12 protein-coding genes are annotated in these 16,093 nt (G+C 67.1%); 2 read left to right on the forward strand and 10 right to left on the reverse strand.

Going from position 1 to position 16,093, the window contains the following annotated elements:
• Positions 1–5 precede the first annotated feature (5 nt).
• The 3 genes from NMI01S_RS26665 to NMI01S_RS26675 form a co-directional block, all read right to left on the reverse strand.
• Positions 6–1,295 (reverse strand): RNA polymerase sigma factor, encoded by a 1,290-nt coding sequence (locus tag NMI01S_RS26665; protein WP_063001435.1) that lies wholly within the window; start codon positions 1,293–1,295, stop codon positions 6–8.
• A gap of 13 nt (positions 1,296–1,308) precedes the next feature.
• Complete coding sequence (locus NMI01S_RS26670) at positions 1,309–1,725, reverse strand: YciI family protein (protein ID WP_036504404.1); 417 nt, start codon at positions 1,723–1,725, stop codon at positions 1,309–1,311.
• Positions 1,726–1,863: 138 nt separating this feature from the next.
• The gene (locus tag NMI01S_RS26675; protein WP_062963458.1) at positions 1,864–2,379 is read right to left on the reverse strand and encodes an anthrone oxygenase family protein; all 516 of its coding nucleotides are present in this window, start codon (positions 2,377–2,379) and stop codon (positions 1,864–1,866) included.
• 115 nt (positions 2,380–2,494) lie between these two features.
• Here NMI01S_RS26675 and NMI01S_RS26680 point away from each other — a divergent pair, with 115 nt between their 5' ends.
• A complete protein-coding gene (locus NMI01S_RS26680) occupies positions 2,495–2,947 on the forward strand; it encodes an SRPBCC family protein (RefSeq protein WP_063001436.1) in 453 nt (150 codons plus the stop codon).
• Here NMI01S_RS26680 and NMI01S_RS26685 read toward each other — a convergent pair.
• The 6 genes from NMI01S_RS26685 to NMI01S_RS26710 all read right to left on the reverse strand — a co-directional run bounded on the left by NMI01S_RS26685 (position 2,931) and on the right by NMI01S_RS26710 (position 12,178).
• Positions 2,931–4,037, reverse strand: coding sequence for an NADH:flavin oxidoreductase (locus tag NMI01S_RS26685; RefSeq protein ID WP_084513293.1), 1,107 nt, complete (start codon positions 4,035–4,037; stop codon positions 2,931–2,933). The genes NMI01S_RS26680 and NMI01S_RS26685 overlap by 17 nt on opposite strands.
• A gap of 86 nt (positions 4,038–4,123) precedes the next feature.
• Entirely contained in the window at positions 4,124–5,080 is a 957-nt protein-coding gene (locus NMI01S_RS26690) for an LLM class flavin-dependent oxidoreductase (RefSeq protein WP_063001437.1), read from the reverse strand.
• 53 nt (positions 5,081–5,133) lie between these two features.
• The gene (gene narI, locus NMI01S_RS26695; protein WP_063001438.1) at positions 5,134–5,871 is read right to left on the reverse strand and encodes a respiratory nitrate reductase subunit gamma; all 738 of its coding nucleotides are present in this window, start codon (positions 5,869–5,871) and stop codon (positions 5,134–5,136) included.
• A complete protein-coding gene (gene narJ, locus NMI01S_RS26700) occupies positions 5,868–6,617 on the reverse strand; it encodes a nitrate reductase molybdenum cofactor assembly chaperone (RefSeq protein WP_063001439.1) in 750 nt (249 codons plus the stop codon). The genes narI and narJ overlap by 4 nt, the downstream gene beginning before the upstream one ends.
• A 43-nt stretch (positions 6,618–6,660) precedes the next feature.
• On the reverse strand, positions 6,661–8,364 hold the full coding sequence (gene narH, locus NMI01S_RS26705; RefSeq protein ID WP_084513294.1) for a nitrate reductase subunit beta: 1,704 nt from the start codon (positions 8,362–8,364) through the stop codon (positions 6,661–6,663).
• A gap of 1 nt (position 8,365) precedes the next feature.
• On the reverse strand, positions 8,366–12,178 hold the full coding sequence (locus NMI01S_RS26710; RefSeq protein ID WP_084513295.1) for a nitrate reductase subunit alpha: 3,813 nt from the start codon (positions 12,176–12,178) through the stop codon (positions 8,366–8,368).
• 436 nt (positions 12,179–12,614) lie between these two features.
• Between NMI01S_RS26710 and NMI01S_RS26715 the strand changes: the two genes are divergently transcribed.
• Positions 12,615–13,772 carry an FG-GAP repeat domain-containing protein gene (locus tag NMI01S_RS26715; RefSeq protein ID WP_063001441.1) on the forward strand — a complete coding sequence of 386 codons (1,158 nt, stop codon included), beginning with the start codon at positions 12,615–12,617 and terminating at the stop codon, positions 13,770–13,772.
• A gap of 11 nt (positions 13,773–13,783) precedes the next feature.
• Here the strand turns inward: NMI01S_RS26715 and NMI01S_RS26720 are convergent, their stop codons facing one another.
• On the reverse strand, positions 13,784–16,081 hold the full coding sequence (locus NMI01S_RS26720; protein WP_063001442.1) for an arylsulfatase: 2,298 nt from the start codon (positions 16,079–16,081) through the stop codon (positions 13,784–13,786).
• Between the last annotated feature and the right edge of the window lie 12 nt (positions 16,082–16,093).

The raw sequence follows: 16,093 nt of genomic DNA on the forward strand, positions 1-16,093 counted from the left end.
GTTCGTCAGCCGAGGTCGGCGAGTTTGCTGTGCAATACCGCTCGCTCGCGGTCGTTGCCGCACAGGCGCACGGCGATCTCCCACTCCTCGCGGGCTTCGCCGGTGCGGCCCAGGCGGGCCAGCAGTTCGCCCCGTACGGTCGGCAGCAGGTGGGAATTCGGCAGCGCGCCCTCGGCGCGGAGACCGTCCACGATCGCGAGTCCGGCGTCCGGGCCTTTCGCCATCGCGACCGCGACCGCCCGGTTCAGCTCGACCACCGGTGACGGCGCCAGGCGGCCCAGCGCTTCGTAGAGGCTCACCACGCGGTCCCAGTCGGTGTCGGTGACCGAGCCGGCGACGGCGTGGCATTCGGCGATCGCGGCCTGCACGCCGTAATAGCCCAGTCCGCGGCCGACCTGTCCGGCGCGGGTGAGGGCGGCGCGGCCGCGCCGGATCGCCGCACGGTCCCAGCGCCGCCGGTCCTGATGCTCCAGCAGCACCGGCTCACCGTCGGGGCCCGTCCGCGCCGGAAAGCGGGCCGCGGTCAGCTCGAGCAGCGCCAGCAGGCCGTACACCTCCGGTTCGTCCGGTACGAGATGGGACAGCACCCGAGCCAGCCGCTGTGCTTCCCCGGCCAGATCGAAGCGGATCAGTTCGGTGCCCGAACTCGCCGACGAACCTTCGGTGAAGATCAGGTAGATCACGCTGAGCACCGAGCTCAGCCGGGCAGCACGCTCACCCGTCGCCGGTACTTCGAACGGAATGTGTTCCGCGGCAAGCGTTTTCTTCGCGCGGGTGATCCGAGCCTGAACCGTCGCGGCCGGAACGAGAAATGCTTTGGCGATCTCGTCGCTGGTGAGACCGCCGACCACACGCAGCGTCAATGCGACCCGCGCCTCCCGGGAGAGCACCGGATGACACGCCGTGAAGATCAGAGCCAGCACGTCGTCGTCGATGCGATCGGGATCCCACAGCGGTTCCGCTGCCGAACGCATCGGATCCGCCCCGGGCCCGCCGGTCAGCACGCCGCCCTCGCCCAAGTCGCGGGCGAGGGCGGCGTAGCGATCGTCGAGGGCCGAACGGCGGCGGAAGGTGTCGATCGCGCGCCGCCGCCCCACCGTGAGCAACCAACCGGCCGGATTGTGCGGTGTCCCCTCCCGCGGCCAGGTGACCAGCGCTTCGGCCAGTGCTTCCTGCGCCAGATCTTCGGCGAGGGCGAAATCGCCGGTGTAGCGGGCCAGCGCGCCGACGATGCGCGCGGATTCGATCCGCCACACCGCGGCGACCGCCTCGCGTCCGGTGGGATCGGCCGTCATCCGGATGTTCCGTTCAGAGCTGGCCGGTGGCCTCGCGCCACGCCCGCTCCTTCTGAATCCAGACGTTGTCCTGCGGGAATTCGTCGATCGTGGGCACCCGCCGGATCTCGGTCTTGCACCCCTTGACGATGACCGGCATCCGCTTCGCCCACTCGACCGCCTCCTCCTTCGAGGCCACGTTGAGAAGGTAGAACCCGCCGAACAGTTCCTTGGTCTCGCCGTACGGACCGTCGGTGACGACCGGGGTTTCCCCGTCGTAATCGACCACCACGCTCTCGGCAGGGTCGAGTCCCTCCGCGGCGAGCAGTACGCCCGCCCGGATCAACTCGTCGTTGAACTTGCCCATCGTCTCCAGCATGGTGCCGAAATCGACCTCGCCCATGCTCGCGTAGGCCTCGTCCGTGGCGCGCATGATCAGCATGTACTTCATGGTGTGTCTCCTTCGTCTCGCGGATCCCCTCGGACCCTCTCACCCCTAGGTCGAACGACAACCACTACGGATCGACACGGCCGCCGAAATTTTCCGAAAGAATTTTCTCGCCCGCATTATCGCAGGTCGCCGGGGCTCTTACCCCTTGTTCGTGGTGCGCAGGGCCCAGGCGAGGACGCCGAGGGCGCCGGTGTTGGCGAGGGCTCGCAGGATGTTGAGAGTGATCCAGGGGCCTTCGAACTGGTGGCGGAGGGTGGCGAAATCGCCGGAGGAGGTGTCGGCCAGCTGGTTGTTCAGCGGGACGTTACCGCCCGAGGTGATGAGGAAACTGATCACGTTGAGGGCCAGGGCGAGCAGGACCCACCACAGCACGGTGCGCTGATCGGTGCGCCAGTACAGCACGGCGGCGAGGCCGGTGAAGGCGACCGACCCGAGGAAGCTGAGCATGAAGACCGGGTTGACGATGACGGTGTTGATCCGGTTCATCACGTCCACGAAGGTGCGGTCGTCGAGTTGGCGCAGGGCCAGCATCACCGAGCTGGCGTAGGCGTAGAAGACGCCGGCCAGCAGGCCGGTGGTGACGGTCGCGCCGATCAGGGAGCCGGTCGCGAAGCCGGAGGTGGTCGAGGTGGCGGTGGCGGTGGTCGCTGTCATGCACTCAGTACACCGGGAAACGGTGAGTGTTCCCATGGTCCGGACGCTCGCTCCCATACGCGAGCGTCCACGAGGTCCGGTTTCCGGCGGACCCCGCCCCGGGTAGCGTCGATCTATGGCCACCATCCGCCACGACATCGCGATCGACGCACCGCCGCAACACATCTGGGACGTACTGCGCGATATCGGCGCCGTGCACGAGCGCCTGCTACCCGGCCGGGTCGCCGATACCGCGCTCGAGGGCGAGCACCGCGTTCTGACTTTCCCCGACGGCCACGTGATCCGCGAACGCATCGTCAGCGTCGACGACGATCTGCGCCGCCTGGCCTACAGCGTGATCGAGGGTTCGCGTCCGGCTCTCACCCATCACCACGCGTCTTTCGAAGTGCGCGAGACGGATTCACAGACCGGACGACTGATCTGGACCACCGATCTGCTCCCGGACGAACGCGCCCCCGAAGTCCGGATCCGTATCGAATACGGCGCCGCGGAGATGAAAAGAGCCATCGAAGCGGCAGCGGTCCGGGGAGTGTCGCCGGGAGCGGCCGAGGTCAGCGGAAAGGAGTGATGTCGGCGAGTCGCCCGGCCCGCATCTTGTTCACCCATTCCGGGTCGGCGAGCAGTGCCCGGCCCAATGCGACGACATCGAATTCGCCCCGCTCGAACTGTTCGCGCAGCAGAGTGAAGCGTTGCGCCTGGGTTTCGTCGATGGTGTCGCCGCGGAAGACGCTGTCCACGCCGACCGAACCGACGGTGATCACCGGCAGCCCCGTGATCTTCTTGGTCCAGCCGGCCAGGCTGAGATCGTCGGCGGCGTCGGTGAATTCGGGTAGCCAGTGCCGACGGAGCGAGGTGTGGAAGATGTCGACACCCGCTTCCACGAGCGGGGTCAGCAACTCTTCGAGTTCCGCCGGGCTCTCGGCGATGCGCGCGCTGTAGTCGACGCCCTTCCACTGCGAGAAGCGGTAGATGATCGGGAAATCCGGTCCGACGGCCGCGCGCACGGCAGCGACCACCCGAGCCGGGAAGGCGGCGCGCCGCCGGAGGGAGCCGCCGTAGTCGTCGTCACGGTGATTGGTTGCGGCCCAGAAGAATTGATCGAGCAGATAGCCGTGCGCGCCGTGCAGTTCGATGCCGTCGAATCCCAGCTCCCGGGCCAGGAGCGCGGACTCCACATACGAGTCGACGAGCGTGTCCAGGTCGCCGGTCGTCAGCGCCCGTCCCACCGGCGCTCCGGTGAAGTCCACTCCGGAGGGGCTCACGGTCGGCGTCTCCGGCTCGAAGCGGGGTTCGTTCCCGCGATCGACGCCGGTATGCCACAGCTGCGGCACGATGGCCGCTCCTTCGGCGTGCACGGCCTCGACCACCGCCCGCCACCCGGCCGCACTCTCGTCGCCGTAGAACCGCGGCACCTTCCGGATCGGCCCGGCCGCCGGTCCCCGGACGTAGGTTCCCTCGGTGATGATGAGACCGACACCTCCGGCCGCATGTTCGCGGTAGTAGTCGATATTCTCCGCATTCGGAATACCGTCGGGCGATTTCGCCCGCGTCATCGGGGCCATCGCGAACCGGTTCCGCAACCGCAACGATCCCGCGTGAAATTCGGCGAACAATTCGTCCAGGCGAATCCCCGGCTCCTCGACCAATCCCTGTGACATGCGGCACATTCCCTTCCGATTCGACAACTCGGCCCTCGGATCCGGGCAACAACGGCGCCGCGACGGGAATTCCGGAGGAGAACTGCTCAGTGCGGGGCGGCGTCCAGGGTCGGGCGGATGATTTCGTCGGCGATCCAGTGGGCGACTCCGTCCGGGTACGGGGCGGGCGGGTTGAGGACCAGGTGGGTGAAACCGGCGTCGATCAGCTCGAGCAGCGTCTCGCGTATGCGGCCCGGGGCATCGTAGGAGATGGGCAGTTGCGCCGAACGGGTGATGTGTGCGGGATCGCGGCCGATCGCCGCGCAGTGGTCGTCCAGTGCCCGGCTGTGTTCGCGGAGGGTGTCGACACCGGTCAGCGGGGGTCCGATCACATTCCAGAGATCGGCGTGGGCGGCCACGATCGGCAGCGTCGACGCGCCCGCACCGGCGAGCAGAATCGGCGGGTGGGGCCGCTGGACGGGTTTCGGATCGCATTGGGCGCCGGTGAGAGGGAAGTGTTCGCCCGGGAAGTCGAACACCTCCTCGGTCCACATCCGCCGGATCAGGACGCATGCCTCACCCAAACTGCTCACCGCATCGCGCCACGCGCCGACCGGAATGCCGTACGCCGCGTATTCGGGCGCCACCATCGTCGCGAAGCGGGGATCGTTGCGTGGGAACCCGCCGACGCCGATCCCGAAATCCAGTCGTCCACCCGAGATCACGTCGACGGTGGCGGCCATCTTCGCCAGCAGTGCCGGATGCCGAATCCGGTTGTTGGACACCAGCAATCCGAGCCGGAGTCGTCGCGTCCGCGCCGCCAGCGCCGCCAGCAGCGTCCAGCCCTCGAGGACCGGGCCCGCCGACCTGCTCCCCGTCGAATCGCCGTCGTGTCCGGGCAGCCCGACCGCCGCCCGCGGCAGCAGGTGGTCGTACAACCAGGCGTGCTCGATCTCGGGTATGTCGTCGGCCTCCAGCCACACCCGCAGGATGTCCTCGTAGCCGACGTGCGCGGGTGTCGTCTTGATGCCGAAACTCGGTGCGGGCCCGATGGAATCGCTCATACCGGCGAAGCTAGTCCGTGGAGTGCGCTCCAGGTCAAGGGCTACGGAGCGAATCAGCGCGAGGGCGGCAGTACCGGGCTCTGCCAGGCCCGCGCGTACTTCTTCTTGTTCGCCATATCGACAGGTTTGCTGCGGTACACCACGTACGGGCGCACCAGATAGCCGACCGGGGCGCTGAACATGTGGACCAGCCGCGTGTAGGGCCAGACGGCGATGAGCGTCAGCACGATGAGCCCGTGCGCCTGAAAGGTCCAGGGGGTGCCGACCATCAGGTCCGGCTGCGGATGGGCCGTGAAAAGGCTTCGGAACCACGGCGATACGGTCTCGCGATAGTTGTACGTGCCCCACAGCAGATTACTGCCGACGGTATTGAGCAGCCCGGTGACCAGCGCGGCGGCGAGCAGCACGTACATGAACTTGTCGTTGGTGGTGGTCGCCTTGCGCACGGCCTGGACACGCACGCGGCGATAGGCGAGGATCGCGATACCGGCGATCACCGCGACGCCCGCCACCGTACCCGCGGAGACGGCGACCACGTGATAGAGGTGCTCGGAGATGCCGACGGCGTCGGTCCACGACTCCGGAATCAACACGCCCAGCACGTGTCCGCCGATCACACCGAGCATGCCGAAGTGGAACAGCGGGCTGCCCAGGCGCAGGAGCCGGGATTCGTAGATCTGGGAAGACCGTGTGGTCCAGCCGAATTGGTCGTTGCGATAGCGCCAGAGGTGGCCCAGCACGAACGAGGTGAAGGCGATGTAGGGCAGGGTGGCCCAGACGGTGGATGTCATCGTCGATCTCCGGATCCGGCGAAAAGCCCTGCGGTGGCGGAGGTTCCGGCGGCGGGCGGCGAGTACAGGTCGGGGTTCATGGCGGGATGCATCGACTCGCCGTTCATCGAATACGGCTCGAGCCCGACGTCCTCGTCCGGCGGTCCCTGCGCGGCCAGTTCCGCGATCCGGCGGCGATCTGCCGTGGTGGGCGGGGGCAGGGTGGCGAGGACGGCGGCCAGGGCGCCGGCATACGGCGATTCGCTGTCGGTGAGCGACAGCCGCAACATCTCCAGCACCGGTACGTGTTCGCCGAGCAGTCGTTCACCGCCGATCGGGTCGACGGTGGCGGCGAACTCCAGCAGCACCGGAAGATGGTCGGGCAGTTCGCGATCCGACAACTCCGCCCCGGCGTGCCGATAGGCGTGCTTGAACCGCAGCAGCGCCATACCGCGCTTGCGGGTGTCGCCGTAGGCGTAATAGGTCAGATGCAGGCTGGCGCGCCGGCGCAGGTCGAAGGTGTCGACGTAGTCGCGCGCCAGGGTCAGCGGTGCGGTACCGGTCAGGTGGGTGAGCAGCCGATCGAGATCGGGGCGCACCGGCTCCGGGAGCGAGGCCACCGCATCGGACAGGTCGGCGAGCATCGCCAGCGTGTCCGGACCGGGGTAATCGAGGAGCAGCGCTGAGATCCGCCAGATCAGCCGGCGATCCCGTTCTGACATCCGGACGACCGGCGCGGGGCGCTTTCGTAACGTCAGCAGTCCCATGACCGCACCTCTCGTCGTGCGGAACCGGGACGGTGGCACGTCCTCATCGGCTCGCTCCGGTCGGTTCCGGCAGCGTGTCGTCGGCTACGTCGTGTGCGGTGCCGCTCCCGTGCCCGTTCGTTCCCGAATGCCCGTTCGCGGCACCGTTGCCGTTGCGTTGCGGCACCAGCCCCTCGGTCGACCCGCCGTCCCAGTTCAGCAGATTGATCCGCGACGACTTCTGCTCGGGGGCGGCCGTATTGGCATCGACGAGGGCGAACTTCTCCGAAGTGACATCGAAGGCGGTCATACCCGGCCCGCCGTCGCCCTCCAGGCTGCAACCCGTCGCCAGCGAATCCAATTCGTGCGCCCTGGATGTCGCGCCCGACGGAATCACGTACCGATGCTCGTATTTGGCGATGGCCAGCAGCCGGTACATCGCCTCGATCTCCTCCGGTTCCAGGCCCACCGCGCCGGGAATCGTCAGATCGGGTTCCTGGCCGAGGTTGATCGAGCGCATGAACGACCGCATCCCCGCCAGCCGCTGCAATGCCGCGCGCACCGGCCCGATATCCCCGGCGGTGAACAGCTCGGCCAGATATTCCACCGGAATGCGCAGCGAATCGATGGCGCCGAACAGATTTCGGGCTTCTTCACCGTCGTGCCCGGTCTCGGCCAGCACATCCACCACCGGCGACAGCGGCGGCACGTACCAGACCATCGGCATGGTCCGGTATTCCGGATGCAGCGGCAACGCGATCTTGTAGTCGACGATCAGCTTGTACACCGGTGAATCCTGCGCCGCGGCAATCCATTCCGGCGAGATGCCGGCGCGTTCGGCCTCGCTGATCACCCGTGGATCGTGCGGATTGAGGAATACGCCCAGCTGCGACGGATACAGCTGCTCCGGATCGGTGACCGAGGCCGCCTCGAGGACCGCGTCGGCGTCGTAGAGCATGACGCCGATGTAGCGCAGTCGTCCCACACACGTCTCCGAGCAGACGGTCGGGATACCGACTTCCACGCGCGGATAGCAGAACGTGCATTTCTCGGCCTTGCCGGTCTTGTGATTGAAGTAGATCTTCTTGTACGGGCAGCCGGTGATGCATTGCCGCCAGCCGCGGCATTTGTCCTGGTCGACCAGCACGATGCCGTCCTCGGCACGCTTGTAGATCGCACCCGAGGGGCAGGAGGCGCCGCAGGACGGGTTGAGGCAGTGTTCGCAGATGCGCGGCAGATAGAACATGAAGGTCTGCTCGAATTCGAGTTTGACCTGGTCCGACAGCCGCGCCAGCAACGGGTCCCGGCCGACCTGTTCCGGTCCGGAGCCGAGGTCGTCGTCCCAGTTCGCGCCCCAGGTGACCTTCGTATCCTCGCCGGTGATCAGCGATTTGGGCCGTGCCACCGGGGTGGTGTCCATGGCCGGCGCCGACAGCAGAGTGTCGTAGTCGTAGCTCCAGGGGTCGTAGTAGTCCGATACCGTCGGCAGGTCCGGATTGGCGAAGATGTTGAGCAGGCGCTTCATGCGCGATCCGGACTTCAGGGTGAGGCGGCCGCGGCGGTCCAGTGTCCAGCCGCCCTTCCACTTCTCCTGATCCTGGTACTGCCGCGGATATCCCTGTCCCGGACGGGTTTCGACGTTGTTGAACCAGACGTACTCGGTGCCGCCCCGGTTGGTCCAGGCCTGTTTGCAGGTGACGCTGCAGGTGTGACAGCCGATGCATTTGTCCAGGTTCATCACCATGGCCAGCTGTGCCATGACACGCATATCAGTACTCCACTTCCTGTGAGCGTCTCCGGATCGTGGTGACCTCGTCCCGCTGATTTCCGGTGGGCCCGTGGTAGTTCAGGGCGAACGACTGCTGGGCGTACCCGCCGATCAGATGGGTGGGCTTGATCATGATCCGGGTGAGCGCGTTGTGGATGCCGCCGCGTTTGCCTCGGCCCGCCCGCATGTCCGGGGTGCCCTCGATACGCGGTACGTCGACCGCGCGGTCCTGGGCGTGATACATGAAGACGGTGCCCTCGGGCATGCGGTGGCTGACGATCGCCCGGGCGACGACCACACCGTTGCGGTTGACGGCCTCGATCCAATCATTGTCGGCCACACCGATTTTCGCCGCGTCGCGATCCGACATCCAGATCGCCTGCCCGCCCCGCGAGAGGGTGAGCATATGCAGGTTGTCCTGATACGCGGAGTGGATGGACCACTTCGAATGCGGAGTGAGGTAGCGGACGGTGACGCCCCGCTCGCCGACCGCCCCCACATCGGGTTCGCGGAACAGCACCGACATGTCGAGCGGCGGCCGGAAGATCGGAAGTTGTTCGCCCAGTTCGATCATCCAGTCGTGATCGAGATAGAAGTGCTGGCGTCCGGTGAGCGTGTGCCAGGGCTTGAGCCGTTCGGTGTTGATGGTGAACGGCGAGTACCGCCGGCCGCCGGTTTCGGACCCGGACCATTCCGGTGAGGTGATCACCGGCACCGGCCGCGCCTGTGTATCGGCGAAGGTGATCCGCTTGCCTTCGTGTTCGGCCGCCAGATCCGCCAGCCGGGTGCCGGTGCGTCGCTCCAGCGCGTGGAAGCCCTCCACCGCCAACCGGCCGTTGGTCGTGCCGGACAACGCCAGGACCGCCTCCGCCGCGTGCACGTCCTTGGCCAGCGACGGCCGGCCCTGCGCGACGCCGGAGACGACGGTGCCGTTGACTCCGCGCAGGTACTCGACCTCGGCGTCGGGGACGGTCGTGACGCCCTTGGTGGTGACCCCGAGCGTTTCGATCAGCGGCCCCAGCGCGGCCATCTTCTCGGCCAGTTTCGGGTAGTCCCGTTCCACCACGACGAGTTTCGGCATGGTGCGGCCCGGAACGGGTTCGCATTCACCGGCTTTCCAGTCCAGCACCCGCCCCCGCGCCTGCGCCAGCGCGTCGGCCGAATCGTGTTGCAGCGGAACGGCGACCAGATCCTTGCGAACGCCGAGATGTTTCTCGGCCAGCCAGGAGAAGCCGCGCGCGATGCGATGGAAGGCCTCGAAATCGGTTTTCGCCTCCCACGGCGGGGAGATCGCGGGGGAGAAGGCGTGCACGAACGGATGCATATCCGTCGAGGACAGATCGTGTTTCTCGTACCAGGTGGCGGCGGGCAGGACGATATCGGAGAACAGCGTCGTCGACGTCATCCGGAAATCCAGCGACACCAGCAGATCCAGCTTTCCGGTCGGTGCCTGTTCCGGCCGGCGCACCTCCTGCGGTGGCACGCCGGCCGAATCGTCGGCCTGCAGATTGGAATCCGCGCCGAGCAGATGCCGATGGAAGTACTCGTTGCCCTTACCCGAGGAGCCGAGCAGATTGGCCCGCCACACGGTGAGCACGCGGGGGAAGTTCCGCGGTGCGTCGGGATCCTCGCAGGCGAACTCGAGATCACCGGATTTCAGGTTGCCGACCACATAGTCCTGCGGGGTCTGCCCGGCTGCCTCGGCGGCATCGACCAGATCCAGGGGATTGCGATCGAACGTCGGATACGTCGGCATCCAACCGAGCCGCGAGGCCAGCGCGATATTGTCGGCGGCCGTGCGTCCCGCGAAAACGCCGGAACCCAGGGGAGAGGCGAAGGTTTCGGAGGTGAAGGGGTCGTAGCGCCACTGGTCGTTGGTCAGGTACCAGAACACCGTGCCCTGCATCTGCCGCGGCGACCGCTGCCAGTCCAGGCCGAACGCCAGGGTGGACCAGCCGGTGACCGGGCGGCACTTCTCCTGGCCCACGTAGTGCGCCCAACCGCCGCCGTTGACACCCTGGCAGCCGGTGAGCAGCGTCAGCGTGAAGAAGGCGCGATAGATCTGATCGGAGTGGAACCAGTGATTGGTCCCGGCGCCCATGAGGATCATCGACCGGCCGCCGGAGCGATCGGCGTTGTCGGCGAATTCGCGGGCGATGCGAATGGCCTGTGCCGCAGGCACTCCCGTGATCGACTCCTGCCACGCGGGAGTGTAGGGCGCGCTCGGGTCGTCGTAGCCGGTGGGCCAGTCGCCCGGCAGATCCGGGCGCCCGACGCCGTACTGCGCGAGCAGCAGATCGAAGACGGTCGTGACGCGGCGTCCGGCGACGACCATGGTCGGCACCGAGCGGGTGACCGTGCCGGTCTCGCCGTCGAAGCGGGGGAACTGTACGGCCGCAGCATCGTCGGTGCGGCCGTACAGAGTCATCAGCGGATCGACATCGCCGAGGTCCAGATTCCATCGTCCGGCGCCGGATTCGGAGAACCGGTCGCCGAGGGTTCCGTTGGGCACCACAGGGTTTCCGTCGGCGTCCAGCAGCACGGTTTTGTGCTCGGCGTTGTCCACGTCGAAGCCCGCGACGCCCGCGGCGGCGAGATCGGCGGCGGTGAGGAATTTACCGGGCAGCCAGGTGTGGCCGCGGTATTCGCCCTCGCCGGTCCAGCCGCCCTCGCGCTCGTCCAGCGTGATCAGGAACGGCAGATCGGTGTAGCGCTTGATGTAGTCGTCGAATCGGGCGGTGGAGGCGTCGACGAAGAATTCGCGCAGCACCACGTGGCCCATCGCCATCGCCAGGGCGGCGTCGGTGCCCGGGCGGGCGGGGACCCATTCGTCGGCGAATTTGGTGTTGTCGGCGTAGTCGGGGGAGACCACCACCACCTTCTGACCGCGATAGCGGGCCTCGGTCATGTAGTGCGCGTCCGGGGTGCGGGTGACCGGGACGTTCGAACCCCACATGATCAGATAGCCGGCGTCGAACCAGTCCGCGGATTCCGGGACGTCGGTCTGGTCGCCGAACACCTGCGGCGAGGCGACCGGCAGGTCGGCGTACCAGTCGTAGAACGACAGCATCGAGCCGCCGAGCAGGGAGATGAACCGGGCGCCCACCGCGTGCGACACCATCGACATCGCGGGGATCGGCGAGAAACCCGCGATGCGGTCCGGCCCGTACTGCTTGATGGTGTAAACATGTGCCGCGGCGGCGATTTCGGCGGCTTCCCACCATTCCGCCCGCACGAATCCGCCCTTGCCGCGCGCGGATTTGTAGGTCGTCGCCTGCTCCGGGTCCTCGACGATGGATTCCCAGGCGAGCACCGGATCCTTCAACCGTGCTTTCGCCTCGCGGTACATCTCGAGCAAGACCCCGCGCACGTACGGATATCGCACGCGCGCGGGGGAATACGTGTACCAGGAGAACGAGGCGCCGCGCGGGCAGCCACGCGGCTCGTACTCCGGTTTGTCCGCGCCGACCGAAGGATAGTCGGTCTGCTGGGACTCCCAGGTGATCACGCCGTCGGAGACGTAGATCTTCCAGGAGCAGGAGCCGGTGCAGTTGACGCCGTGCGTGGACCGGACCACCTTGTCGTGGGCCCAGCGGTCGCGGTAGAACTCGTCGGCCTCGCGCCCCCCGACCTTGTGCACCGTGCGAAGGTCACTCGATACCTCCCCGCGCTGGAAGTAGCGGCCCACCTTCAGCAAGGCATCGGCCGCCGACTCGGGTACGCCGTTCGACACCGCGGGTACGCCGTTCGACGCTGACGAGGGGGCCGAATTCTTTTTGTGCGATATGACCACAACGCCCCCATCGAGACACATGAACCGGGCTGACCAGTCCGAGAGTAAGGACGCTCGCGGGGGCGGCAAAACGATCCGCTCACACCGCGCGCGAGGCGCCGGTGAGCTGTGAGGTCGGGGAAACGTCCCGGTCACTGGGCGATTGCCGACTGCGTGGGGTGATTCCGGTCCGACCTGCGGCGATACCGATTCTCACGGTGCCGAGCCGTCGGCGAAGAGCCGCTGTCCACGTACTCGGTGATGCTTTGGAAACCGGCGCTTCGCGGGCGTTTTACATTTGTTAACACATTCGCGCGGCGTCGAATCGAGTCGAGAGGATAGCGGCGCGGCGTAGTTCTCCTCCGCGACGAGCGCCGCCGACCAGGTTCTCGTCGAGCGGGATCGAAGGTAGCCGGAGCGATGCCGCCAAGGCCGGGAAGACCATAGGCTGCCCCCGAATCCAACAACAGGAGAACCGATGTCGCGCTCTATTTCCGTTGTCAGCGTTCTCGCGCCGCTGGCACTCGCCGCTCAGGCGGTGGTCGCAGGCACTGTGGCGCACGCGGATCCGGTACCGCCCAATCTGATGGGGCCGGCGGTACCGGCGATCGCCGATATCAACGCCGACGGTGTGCCGGATGTCGTCTTCAGTGATTACCTCCTCGGAGGGGGTGTATCGGTCTTCCTGGGCAAGCCGGGAGGTGGCTTGCGGCCGGCCGTGCACTACGCCACCGGCGGCCAAGCAGACTACGTCGCCATCACGGACCTCGACCACGACGGCACGGTGGATCTCGCCGTCACGAACTTCGCCTCGAGCGACGTCTCCATCCTGCTGGGCCACGGCGACGGCACCTTCGCACCGGCGGTCGGCTACGCCACCGACTTCGCGCCGGGCGCCCTGGTCGCCGCCGATTTCGATCACGACGGAAACCTCGATATCGCCACATCGAACCAAGCGCCGTCGTGGTCGCTGCTGCGCGGCCACGGCGACGGCACCTTTGAGTCCGCGGTGACGATATCCACCGCCGGCGGTGTCGGATCCGGTTCGGCCGATGTCGCCGATTTCGACGGTGACGGCAACCTCGACCTGCTGCGCGGCAACTACGTCAACAGCACGATCCAGATCTACCGAGGCCACGGGGACGGAACCTTCGCCGCGCCGGTCACTTTCGAGTCGGGGGCGTCGACCGCGTGGTACGGGATGGCGCGCGATGTCACCGGTGACGGCACACCGGATATCTTGTTCTCCAACCTCGCCGACGCGACCGTCTCGGTCCTCACGAACCGGGGCGACGGTACGTTCTCGCCGGCCGTCGCCTACCCGACCGGTGGACTGCTGCCGCAGTGCTTCGACGTCGCCGACGTCGACGGTGACGGGAAACCCGACCTGGTGGTAGCCAACGGCGGTACCTCGAGCATCGCCGTCCTGCACGGACACGGCGACGGCACCTTCGACCCGCCGTCAGCCGTCTATCCCTCCGGCGGTCTGGTCCCGCTGTCCACACCGGCGCTCGCCGACTTCAACGGTGACGGGAAACTCGACGTGGTCATCGGCAACACCCTCACGGGCAACATCACACTGCGAGACGGCAACGGGGACGGCACTTTCGGGCCGGCCGTCGACTATCCGGCATGACTCGGGCGACGCTATTCGGCCACGAGTTCGGCCTCCGACTCCACCGCCCGCACCACCTGCTCCGGCACCTGTAGCGGCCCCGGGGCGTAGGTGACGGCACGCAACGACCCGGTGTAGCGGAACGGGCCGCGGCGCTGTCGCAGGTCCCAGGCGACAGGGCCGCGAGCGTCCACGCCGACCGAGATACCGGTCCAGGGGGCCATACCGACGAGCTGGACTTGGTCGGCGAGAGCGGCGACCGGGGTGCCGTCGAGGGAGAGGGCGAAGTCCCAGCGCAGGCGCGGCCGTACCGTCGCGGCCAGGGTGACCTCCCGGGCGCCGGGGGCGATACGCGCCGACACCTCGGAATACCGGCCGAACGAGTTGAAGCCGAACACGATTCGGCCGTTCTCGATGTAGAGCAGATAACCTCCCTGCGGATCGCCGTGGGCGACGAGTACCCCCTCGTCGCCGTCGTGATAGCCCGCGAGTTCGGCGGTGACGGTGAAATCGCGATAGGCGATGAGGCGTTGCGAGCGATACCGCTCGAGCGTCGGCGTCCCGGGCAGGATACGCAACGGCTCGGACAGCCGGGCTTCCTCGGGGCGCCGGCGCGCCAGATCCCCGCGGGTCAGCAGCGGGAAGACGGTATTACGCCAGGCCGCCTCATCCCAGGCCGCGGCCAGTTCACGCACCTTGCCGGGAAATTCGGCGGCGACGTCGTGCAATTCGGTGGGGTCGGTCCGCATGTCGAACAGCTGCCAGTTCGGCGCGTCCACGTCGCCGCCCGGCTCGTGCAACGCGAGCAGTTTCCAGCCGTCCCGGTAGAACCCGCGATGGCCGGTCATCTCCGAATACTGCTCGACATGCCGGGAGCGGGCATCGAGGTCCCGCAGCACCCGTGCCGCCGATACGCCGTCGAAATCCTTGGCCGGCAGCCCGTTTCGCACCGACGGTCGTGATACTCCGGACAGTTCCAGCAGGGTCGGCGCCAGATCGGTGACGTACACGTATTCATCACGAATCGCGTTGTCCGGCAGACCCTTCGGCCAGGAGATGATGAACGGCACCCGCACCCCGCCGGCGAAGGTCTGTCCCTTGTAGAACCGGAACGGGGTGTTCGACGCTTGCCCCCAGCCCCGCGGATAGTGCACGCCGAGACGGGCGGTGCCGATCAGATCCTCGTCGTGCGGGACATCGCCCACCCATTCCGGATCATCGACGTGCGCGAATTCGGCCAGATAGCTGCGGGTGCCGACCGGGCCGCCCTCCGCGGTACCGCCGTTGTCGGAGGTGAACACCACGATCGTGTCGTCCAGTTCGCCGAACTGCTCGACGGTGTCGAGGAGACGCCCGAGACTCTGGTCGATGTTGTCGACCATCGCGGCATACACCTCCATGTACCGGGCGAAGCGGCGCTGCTGCTCGGCGCTCAGCGAATCCCATTCCTGCGCTTCGTAACCCGGTTCGGTGTTGCGCGGTTGCTGCTCGGTTCCCGGCGCGAAGAGTCCCTGCGCCAGCTGGGAGGCGAATCGGCTCTGCCGCACCGCGTCCCAGCCCTGCGCGTAACGCCCGCGATATTTCGCGAGGTCGACATCCTTGGCCTGCAGCGGGCCGTGCATGGCGACGTGGGCGAAATAGAGGAAGAACGGCTTGTCCGCGTCGTGGGCGCGCAGATCCTTCAAGTAGGTGATCGCCTTGTCGGTCAGGTCGTCGGTGACGTAGTAGTCCTCCGGATACTGCTCGATATCCACGACCGAGGAGTCGGAGACGATCTGGTTCGGATAGAAGAACGAGTTGAAACCCTCCAGCGAACCGTAGTACCGATCGAAGCCGCGCTGTGTCGGCCACGAATCACGGTGTGCCGCAGGGTTCATCGTGGCGTCGCGCACCAGATGCCATTTGCCGACCGCGTAGGTGGCGTAACCGCCGGCTCGCAATATCTCCGGCAGGGTCAGCACATCGTCGGCGAGTTCCAGGCGCAACCCCGGATAGCCGGGATCGGCATTGGCGACGAAGCCGAATCCGGCGCGATGGGAATTGAGACCGGTCAGCAGGGCCGCGCGCGAGGGCGAGCACAGCGGGGTGGTGTGGTAATTGGTGAGCCGGACCCCACGTTCGGCCAGCCGGTTCAAGGTCGGTGTCTCGATTTCGGAGCCGAACGGGCCGATATCGCTGTAGCCCATATCGTCGACCAGCACCACGATGATGTTCGGCGCTCCCGCGGGCGCGCTCGGCGGATAGTTCCACGCCGGGGTGGAGTCGGCGGTGGTACGGCCGACCTCGCCGGGGAAGGCATCGTATCCGCGGGCATACTCGGGCACTGGCATACGACCAGGGAA

The organism is Nocardia mikamii NBRC 108933 (assembly GCF_001613505.1).
In the GTDB taxonomy this organism is placed as follows: Bacteria; Actinomycetota; Actinomycetes; order Mycobacteriales; family Mycobacteriaceae; genus Nocardia; species Nocardia mikamii.

Bases quoted from the DNA above. Each gene is read 5' to 3' on its own strand.
- NMI01S_RS26675 (WP_062963458.1), bottom strand. From the start codon at position 2,379: ATGACAGCGACCACCGCCACCGCCACCTCGACCACCTCCGGCTTCGCG.
- narH (WP_084513294.1), bottom strand. From the start codon at position 8,364: ATGCGTGTCATGGCACAGCTGGCCATGGTGATGAACCTGGACAAATGC.
- NMI01S_RS26665 (WP_063001435.1), bottom strand. From the start codon at position 1,295: ATGACGGCCGATCCCACCGGACGCGAGGCGGTCGCCGCGGTGTGGCGG.
- NMI01S_RS26720 (WP_063001442.1), bottom strand. From the start codon at position 16,081: ATGCCAGTGCCCGAGTATGCCCGCGGATACGATGCCTTCCCCGGCGAG.
- narI (WP_063001438.1), bottom strand. From the start codon at position 5,871: ATGACATCCACCGTCTGGGCCACCCTGCCCTACATCGCCTTCACCTCG.
- NMI01S_RS26685 (WP_084513293.1), bottom strand. From the start codon at position 4,037: ATGTCACAGGGATTGGTCGAGGAGCCGGGGATTCGCCTGGACGAATTG.
- NMI01S_RS26680 (WP_063001436.1), top strand. From the start codon at position 2,495: ATGGCCACCATCCGCCACGACATCGCGATCGACGCACCGCCGCAACAC.
- NMI01S_RS26710 (WP_084513295.1), bottom strand. From the start codon at position 12,178: ATGTGTCTCGATGGGGGCGTTGTGGTCATATCGCACAAAAAGAATTCG.
- NMI01S_RS26715 (WP_063001441.1), top strand. From the start codon at position 12,615: ATGTCGCGCTCTATTTCCGTTGTCAGCGTTCTCGCGCCGCTGGCACTC.
- NMI01S_RS26670 (WP_036504404.1), bottom strand. From the start codon at position 1,725: ATGAAGTACATGCTGATCATGCGCGCCACGGACGAGGCCTACGCGAGC.
- NMI01S_RS26690 (WP_063001437.1), bottom strand. From the start codon at position 5,080: ATGAGCGATTCCATCGGGCCCGCACCGAGTTTCGGCATCAAGACGACA.
- narJ (WP_063001439.1), bottom strand. From the start codon at position 6,617: ATGGGACTGCTGACGTTACGAAAGCGCCCCGCGCCGGTCGTCCGGATG.